General features: G+C 69.2%; 6 protein-coding genes and 1 pseudogene. 4 read left to right on the top strand and 3 right to left on the bottom strand.

Features of this window, described 5'->3' with window-relative positions:
• Window positions 1-135: transposase (locus ACFWBN_RS32330; RefSeq protein WP_385182816.1), on the bottom strand; the 135-nt coding region annotated here is incomplete at its 3' end.
• 429 nt (window positions 136-564) lie between these two features.
• On the opposite strand from ACFWBN_RS32330, the gene ACFWBN_RS32325 reads away from it, so the two are divergent.
• Both ACFWBN_RS32325 and ACFWBN_RS32320 read left to right on the top strand, forming a co-directional pair.
• Window positions 565-2136, top strand: coding sequence for an alpha/beta hydrolase (locus ACFWBN_RS32325; protein ID WP_385182813.1), 1572 nt, complete (start codon window positions 565-567; stop codon window positions 2134-2136).
• 434 nt (window positions 2137-2570) lie between these two features.
• Window positions 2571-2843 (top strand): annotated as a pseudogene (locus ACFWBN_RS32320) (transposase); the annotation flags it as partial.
• Between the two features lie 383 nt (window positions 2844-3226).
• Here the strand turns inward: ACFWBN_RS32320 and ACFWBN_RS32315 are convergent.
• Window positions 3227-3751 carry a peptidylprolyl isomerase gene (locus ACFWBN_RS32315; RefSeq protein WP_385182811.1) on the bottom strand — a complete coding sequence of 175 codons (525 nt, stop codon included), beginning with the start codon at window positions 3749-3751 and terminating at the stop codon, window positions 3227-3229.
• A gap of 699 nt (window positions 3752-4450) precedes the next feature.
• On the opposite strand from ACFWBN_RS32315, the gene ACFWBN_RS32310 reads away from it, so the two are divergent.
• Complete coding sequence (locus ACFWBN_RS32310) at window positions 4451-4882, top strand: DUF5958 family protein (RefSeq protein ID WP_385182809.1); 432 nt, start codon at window positions 4451-4453, stop codon at window positions 4880-4882.
• A gap of 471 nt (window positions 4883-5353) precedes the next feature.
• On the opposite strand, the gene ACFWBN_RS32305 is transcribed toward ACFWBN_RS32310, so the two are convergent.
• The gene (locus ACFWBN_RS32305; protein ID WP_385182806.1) at window positions 5354-5854 is read right to left on the bottom strand and encodes a hypothetical protein; all 501 of its coding nucleotides are present in this window, start codon (window positions 5852-5854) and stop codon (window positions 5354-5356) included.
• A 460-nt stretch (window positions 5855-6314) separates the two neighbouring features.
• Here ACFWBN_RS32305 and ACFWBN_RS32300 point away from each other — a divergent pair, with 460 nt between their 5' ends.
• Window positions 6315-6848 carry a hypothetical protein gene (locus tag ACFWBN_RS32300; RefSeq protein WP_385182803.1) on the top strand — a complete coding sequence of 178 codons (534 nt, stop codon included), beginning with the start codon at window positions 6315-6317 and terminating at the stop codon, window positions 6846-6848.
• The last annotated feature ends 169 nt before the right edge of the window (window positions 6849-7017 follow it).

Here is a 7017-nt window from a genome sequence, read left to right as displayed (position 1 = left end):
CCCGGTCCGCGTCCGGTAGAGGACACCGTTGACCACGGTCCGGTGGTCGGCCCACCGCCCGCCCGGCCCGCCAGTCTCCGGCAGCAGCGAGGCTACGCGATCCCACTGAGCATTCGTCAGTTCATGCCGACGCACCATGACCGACTCATGCCCGGAACGGCAACAGATCCACCACCCGGGGCAAGAGCCATCAGACACCGCCTAGTACACGGTGGTTCCGACGCTCCGGCTGGTGCTGCCGGCATCCGAGGCCGGCGCGATCCGGGTCTCCTCAAGACGGGTGGAGCAGACACAGGGTCGTCTCGATTCTGGAGCCGAAGAACTCCTGACAGCATGGCAGTGCGGCGATCTCCCCTTGCGGCAGGCGCGTGGCCAGGACGGCCCTCAGCTCAGCCCCGCCGACGGTCTCCTCCCGGAGGAGGAGGCCGGACCGGGCCGCAGGTCCCGGACCAGGGGTGGACGGGACCGGGGTCCTCGTGCCCTTGGGCGATGTGCCGTACCAGGGCGGGTTCCTAGCCTCGGGGCATGCGATCACACGAAGCGGACGATGCTCAAGGAGACCCCGTGACCACTGTCAGCCCCGCCGCACGCCGCGCCTTGGCCGTGGGCCTCACCCTCGCCGCCTGCCTCACGTCCTCCCCCGTCCTGGCCACGGCCGCCGAGACCCCCGCCCAGGACAGCTCCGGGGCCGGACTGGACCGGTACTACCGCCAGCACCTCGGCTGGGGCAGCTGCATCAAGGGCCCCGACGACACCACGGGCCGCGATCTGGACCAGGCAGGCGTGCAGTGCGCGGACGTGACCGTGCCCCTGGACTACGCCGACCCCCGGGGGCGCACGATCACCGTGGCGATCTCCCGGCTCAAGGCCACCGACACCCGCCACCGCATCGGCGCGATCCTCCTCAACAACGGCGGTCCGGGCGGTCCCGCGCTCCAGTCCCCGCCGCAGGCCCGCGCGTCGATGAAGGAGGTCGGCGCGCGCTACGACATCGTCGGCTTCGACCCGCGCTTCATCGGGCGCAGCACCGCGCTGGACTGCGGCTTGCCCGTCGGCATGACCTGGCTGTCCGCCGGCACCGGCCGGGCGGGCTTCGACCGCCAGGTCGCCCTGCAGAAGAGCCTGGCCGACAAGTGCCGGGCCACCGACGCCGCGGTGCTCCCCCACATCACCACCCGCAACACGGCCCGCGACATGGATGTCATCCGGGGCACGCTCGGCGAGCGGAAGATCTCCTTCCTGGGCTACTCGTACGGCACCTACCTGGGCACTGTCTACACGCAGATGTTCCCCGGCCGCCACGACCGGATGGTGCTGGACGGGGCGATCAACCCGAGCGACTACCGCCCCCGGCTGCTGAAGGGCACCGAGCGCGAGAACGAGAAGGCGCTGTCCGACTGGGCCGCCTGGGCCGCGGAGCACCACGACACCTACGGCCTCGGCCGCAGCCGCGCCGAGGTGCTCGCCGCCGTCGACCGCATCGTCGCGGCGGCCGCGCGCGGTCCGCTGACCATCGGCGCCGGCGCCGATGCCTTCCGGATCGACGACAGCCAGGTGCCGCTCCTCCTCTTCTCGGGCATCGCGGACGACACCGCCCCGGCGCGGGCGTCGTTCGGCGAGCTGCTTTCCGTACTGGCCAAAGCCGCGGAGGGCCGGCCGACGACGGTGCCGCCGATGCTCGTCCCGGAGCTCCGGTACGTGCTGCGCGGTGAGGGCGAGCCCACCGGCGCGCAGTCCGCCGTCATCTGCGGGGACGTGGCCGCCGCGCGCGATCCCGAGCTCTACTGGCGGGACATCGAGCGCAACCGCACCGCGCACCCGCTGTTCGGCGCTCTGACCAACAACATCAACCCGTGCGCCTTCTGGGACTCGCCGCGCGAAGAGCCCACCCGGGTGCGGCGCGATGCCCCTGCACTGATCGTCGCCGCCACCGGTGACCCGCGTACGACGTACAAGGGAAGCGTCGAGCTGCACAAGCAGCTGCCGAGCTCCAGGCTGGTCACCCTCGAAGGCGCCAACCGGCACGCCCTCTTCGGGCGCTACGGCAACGCGTGCGTGGACGACCAGGTCAACCGGTACCTGGCCACCGGCAAGCTGCCGGCGAGGGACCGGACCTGCGTCAAGCAGGCGGGGTAGCGGCCCGCGGTTCACGTTCCGAGTGCGCGGGCCGGCAGCATTCTGCGGTTGTTCGTCGCGGTCTTCGCGAACACCGACTTGAGGTGGTCCTGCACGGGTGTGCTCGGAGACGAACATCCGGCGGGCCACCGGGTGGCTGTCCCGCCCTTCACCAGATGGCTGTCACCGAGGAGATCCAGCGAGGCTTTCTCGCGTCGCCCTGACTAGATTCTGAAGTTGGATCGGCCCCGCCGAGCCTCATGGATCCGGAGGCTCGGCGGGGCCGATCTGTAGGGTCGAGCCGCCTCAGGACTCGATGATGCTGTTGAGGAGAGCAACGCTCAAGACCTGTGGATCGGTTCCGGGAGGGCACGCGGAGGGCGTACCTTCCCGAATGATCCGTTGATGGTCACCAAGTAGGCCCGCGTTGCAGCGCGGGTCGGGAAGGCACGCCCGTGCTCAGCGTAGTCACCGCCGACGGCTCCACAGAGTCCGGCTCCCTGATCGATGAGATCGTCCGCGAGAGCGCCCGACGGATGCTCGCCGCCGCACTGGAGGCGTAAGTCAACCAGTACATAGCCGAGTTGGCAGCCGAGAGCGACGAGGCCGGCCGACGCCTGGTGGTCCGCAACGGCCACCACCGGCCCCGCACCGTGGTCACCGCGGCCGGCCCCGTCGAGGTCACCGCGCCACGCGTGAACGACCGCCGCGTGGACGAGGCCACGGGCGCTACTCCGCCAGCCACTGCAAATCACACGTCGCCCATCACCCAGTCCAGCTCAACTCACCCGGTGACACCACCTACACCGCATCAGATCGTCCCCGCGAGCCGCCCCTCGCTGGCCTGACCAGCCCAAAACCGAAGACGGCCCGGAAGGACACCGGCTGGGGCTTGCTGGACAACCACCCACGATGTCGCAATGGGTGCGATGTCCATGGGCAACACCGTACGGAGTCCCCTGGTTGCGCTTGGGCGCTTCGCGTAGTCCGGGCACAAGGTCCGGAGCCCTCCGCTTCCGCACCCAGACGCTTCACTCAGCCGGCGTAGTCCGCATGGGGCGGCCACAGGCGCCGGGCACGCTCATCGAGCACGTGGCCACGCCGCGGTGCGTCAATGCCGGCAGGACGGCCGGACGCGGAGCAGCTCGGTTCGCAGCACGGGTGTGCCGTCGACCGGTGCCGGGTCCTCCGCGGTCGGTTCGATGCCTGCGGCGGCGACTTTGTCGAGTGTCGTCAGACCGTCGGCGCCGACCGTGCCGAACACCGTGTAGTTCGGTCGCAGCGCGGAGTCGCCGTACACGACGAAGAACTGTGAACCGTTCGTGTCCGGACCGGCGTTGGCCATCGCCAGCAGGCCGCGCCCATAGAGGCGGCGCGCGCCGGTGGGATCGGTCGGTGCCGGCGGCAGGTCCACCGGCAGCTCGTCCTTGTACTTGTACCCGGGCCCGCCCTCACCGGTACCGGTCGGGTCGCCGCACTGCAGGACCTTCAGCGTCGGGTACGCCGTCAGACGGTGGCACACCGTACGGTCGTAGAACCCATGCCGTGCCAGGTGCAGGAAACTCTGGACCGTGCACGGCGCCTTGGCCCGGTCCAAGCGCAGCGGGAGCGGGCCCTGGCTGGTCGGAACAGCCATATCAACCGTGCCACGACTGGGGGTGCGCCGCGGGTCAGGCGGCAGCGGAACAGAGCGCGCCGGCGGCTCGTCCGGGGTCTGTGTGTACTGGCAAGGGCCGTGCGTCGTGCGCGGCGGAGCACCGTCGGAAGCGGTGGCGACACTCCCCCCGGATACGACTAACGCCACGGCCGCGAATGCGCTGATCAGTGCCCGTTTCATCTCGCACGCCCTCCCGTTGATCGCCAAGTCCTGGAGCGGTCGCAGTCTAGGGCGTGGGTTTGGTCCGCGGGAATAGTCAACGGCAGGAGGCTGGGCCGGCCGGCCCCGAGGTCCTCGCCCTCCAGCTGAAGTCCCCTGCTCGACGGAGGCGCTGGCGCTGTAGGCGTCGCCGGCACCACAGGCTCCAGAGACGGCCCGTACGCGGCTCCGCCAGCCGCTTCCATACCGTCCCCGAACCGTCACACCGGCAGCCTCCGCCATCACCCGCACATGCAGCGACGACACCGGCCCCGACCCCGGCCCCCGGTCCACCGCCAACAACCGACGGACCACCACACCCCGCGCCAACCGGCCGCCCTCACCCATACCCACCAGCACAGCCCGGCCTTGACCGGCCGCACACAGGAACGGGCAAACCCATGACAGCCACTGCGAATGAAGACATCGCAGTGCACCGGACCACCCTGTCCTGAGCCGACAACATGGAATGATCACGAGATGACCGCAACGAGCAGTGCGGACGGCCGCTCCCAGACCGAGCTGGTCGTCAACGAGATCGCCCAGGAGCTCCGAACCCTGGACGACGGGGTGGCCTGGTTCTCCGGTCTCTCCCCGGCGAGTCGACGGGAAGTACTGCAACAGGTCGGCGACTACGCGATGCAGGCGCACATCACGGCCGCAGACGGCCGCGCGGGCGTGGCGCGGTCCGGGGTGAAACCCACCGCCAACCCCTCAGTGATGATCTGCATGGACCCACCCCGCTACGGGTTCTCAGGTCTCCCCGCCGACGAACACGTGACAGCGTTCCGTGTCCTCGTCTCGGTGTTCGCCGTCGCCGATACCCGCCGCAGACAGACCTACTGCAAGAACGCCTGCGGACACCCCTGGCACCACCTGCCCACAACACCAGCGGAAGCCGAGCAGGCGTAGCAACGGCCGCCCTCAGCTCTAGCCCGTAGGACCGCAGGGAACAGTCACCAACCGCCGTACCCCAGCACGGTCACCCGCTGACAACCAACCGCTGCCACCACACCACCCATTCACAGCCACCGACCGGGCCCCCAGCGCCGCCCGCAGCTGCTCCGCGTCGGCGGCCTCGACCACGGCCCCGCGTCCGCCGCCGGTACCAGGGACGGCGGACTGCAGGCACTACAAGCGTCCGGTCGCCGATCACCTCCCAGTCCAGAAGGTGTTCGGGGCCGGCCCAGCCACAGGAGCACATTGCGCGCAGGACGGCCGCGCGCGGCACGTGGGGAAGTGGCCGTCATCGGCACGCACTCCACTGCGTCACCGCTTGCCCGCCCGAAGCGGAGGCGGTGTCGAAGTACACCGGGCCCGGGATGGTGCCGTCGGCCAGGAGCACTTCTCTGCACCAACAAGGGCGCTGCTGTGCGGAGGAGGTTAGTCCTGTGTGAGCCTGAGCCGTCCCAGGGAGCGCTCGTCTGCAAGCCACTCGTCGGCCTCATGATCGGCAATGAGCGCTGCCAGTCCAGCCCGCAGCTCAGATTCGAGGTGGCTGCAAGCGTCTGTGAACGTCCTCAGGTCATCGGTGCTGCCCAGAAGGGTCAAGAGCTGGAGGACTTGGCCGCTGTGGTCACGTGGGATGTTCAAGAGGTCGGCGGCAGCCGTGATCGTGCCACTGATCAGGTGCTGGCCGGGGAATTGCTCCAGGGCACCGTAGATGGCTTCGTGGGCGCCGTATCCTTGCTCCACTTGGAGCGACGCGATCAAGGCGTGAACGGCTGCGGGACCCTCGGTGCCGTCGACCATGTCCGCAAGGGCGACGTAGCGGTCGTAGCGGTAGCCGGCCTCTTCGTCGGAGACGGAGGTGTCACCGTCCTGGACTAGCACGCCCGTCCAGAGCAGCTCTCGCCGCCAAGCATCGAAGTCACCGAATGGCATGAGTGCTCCCTCTCGCGACGGCCCGCTGGACTGATGGCGGCGGGTTCGACCTCGGACATTACCGAGCGCTCGCGGTCGCGGCCCGCCCGATGACATGCATTGAGCAGGTCGCCATGCTGGCGACGTTCGGTTCGGTGTGGGCGGTGCTCGCGGTCGGACATAACCTCGCGGACCACGTGATCGGACAGACCGACCACCAGGCCGAGGGCAAGGCGGCGCCGACGGCGGCCGAGGTCGCCGACGGCGTGAGACCGAGAAGGGGCTGGGGCTCCCTGTCTGGGACACGTGCTTTCTGTCTGGTTAATGGCGGGTCGAGCCAGCGGTCAGCGAGTGTCGTCCCTGATCAGAACCACTGCGACCGGTCGGACCGCTTCGCGACAGCTGTCGCAGACGGTGCTGGCGCCGACGTACAGTGGCGCCAGGCTCCGCTAATGGGCCTTCGGGGGGACGGGTAATCGCCATGGGCATGAACAAGGCTGCCAGGACCGAGTGGTGGAAGAATCTGCCTACCGGGATCCGCGACGAGATCGACGGATACATCCTCCAGGATTCCCTGCTCATGGCGGTGAAGGTCATCACCGACGTTGGCCTCGTTCCCCATGGCATAGAGGTCGGTACCGCTCAGCTGATCGCCAACGATCGCCATCTCCACTACGGCGACCAGATTGCCCGCGAGCCGGAGAGCCCCCTCGACCTGGAGTCGCTGGCCTATCGGGCGGCTGGATGCGGGGGCCGCATCGTGGCGATCGAGGCGATCTGGGACGGTGACACCGTCCACGACTGGTTTGTGCAGCTGCTGGCCATCACTGCCGACCCGGCGGGAGAGGCTCAGATGGCCACCATCCATTGGTCGACAGCTCAGCAGTGCCTCAGCGAGCAAGAGGATCGCCACCCGCGCCACCCCGTAGCGGTAGCTGCCGAACGGGCTGGTCGTGCCCTTGCTGAGCACCTCTCAGTTCCGTTCCACTTTCGCCAGCCCGGACAGGCCAGATGATGAGGCCCCACGCTGGCAGCCCTGAGCGACAATGAGGGGCGCTGTCATCCTGCCCCCTGCCCGCCTGTATGGGGTGCGTCGGGACGGCGACTCGGGTGCCTCGGTCGCGTCTTCTGTCGGGCTTCTCGAAGGACGAGCGGTAGGCGCCCTTACGTATGTCGTGGTCAGC

Origin of the sequence: Streptomyces sp. NPDC059989 (assembly GCF_042736975.1) — a bacterium.
Taxonomy (GTDB): Bacteria; Actinomycetota; Actinomycetes; order Streptomycetales; family Streptomycetaceae; genus Streptomyces.
This window is presented reverse-complemented; position numbering and strand designations above follow the sequence as displayed.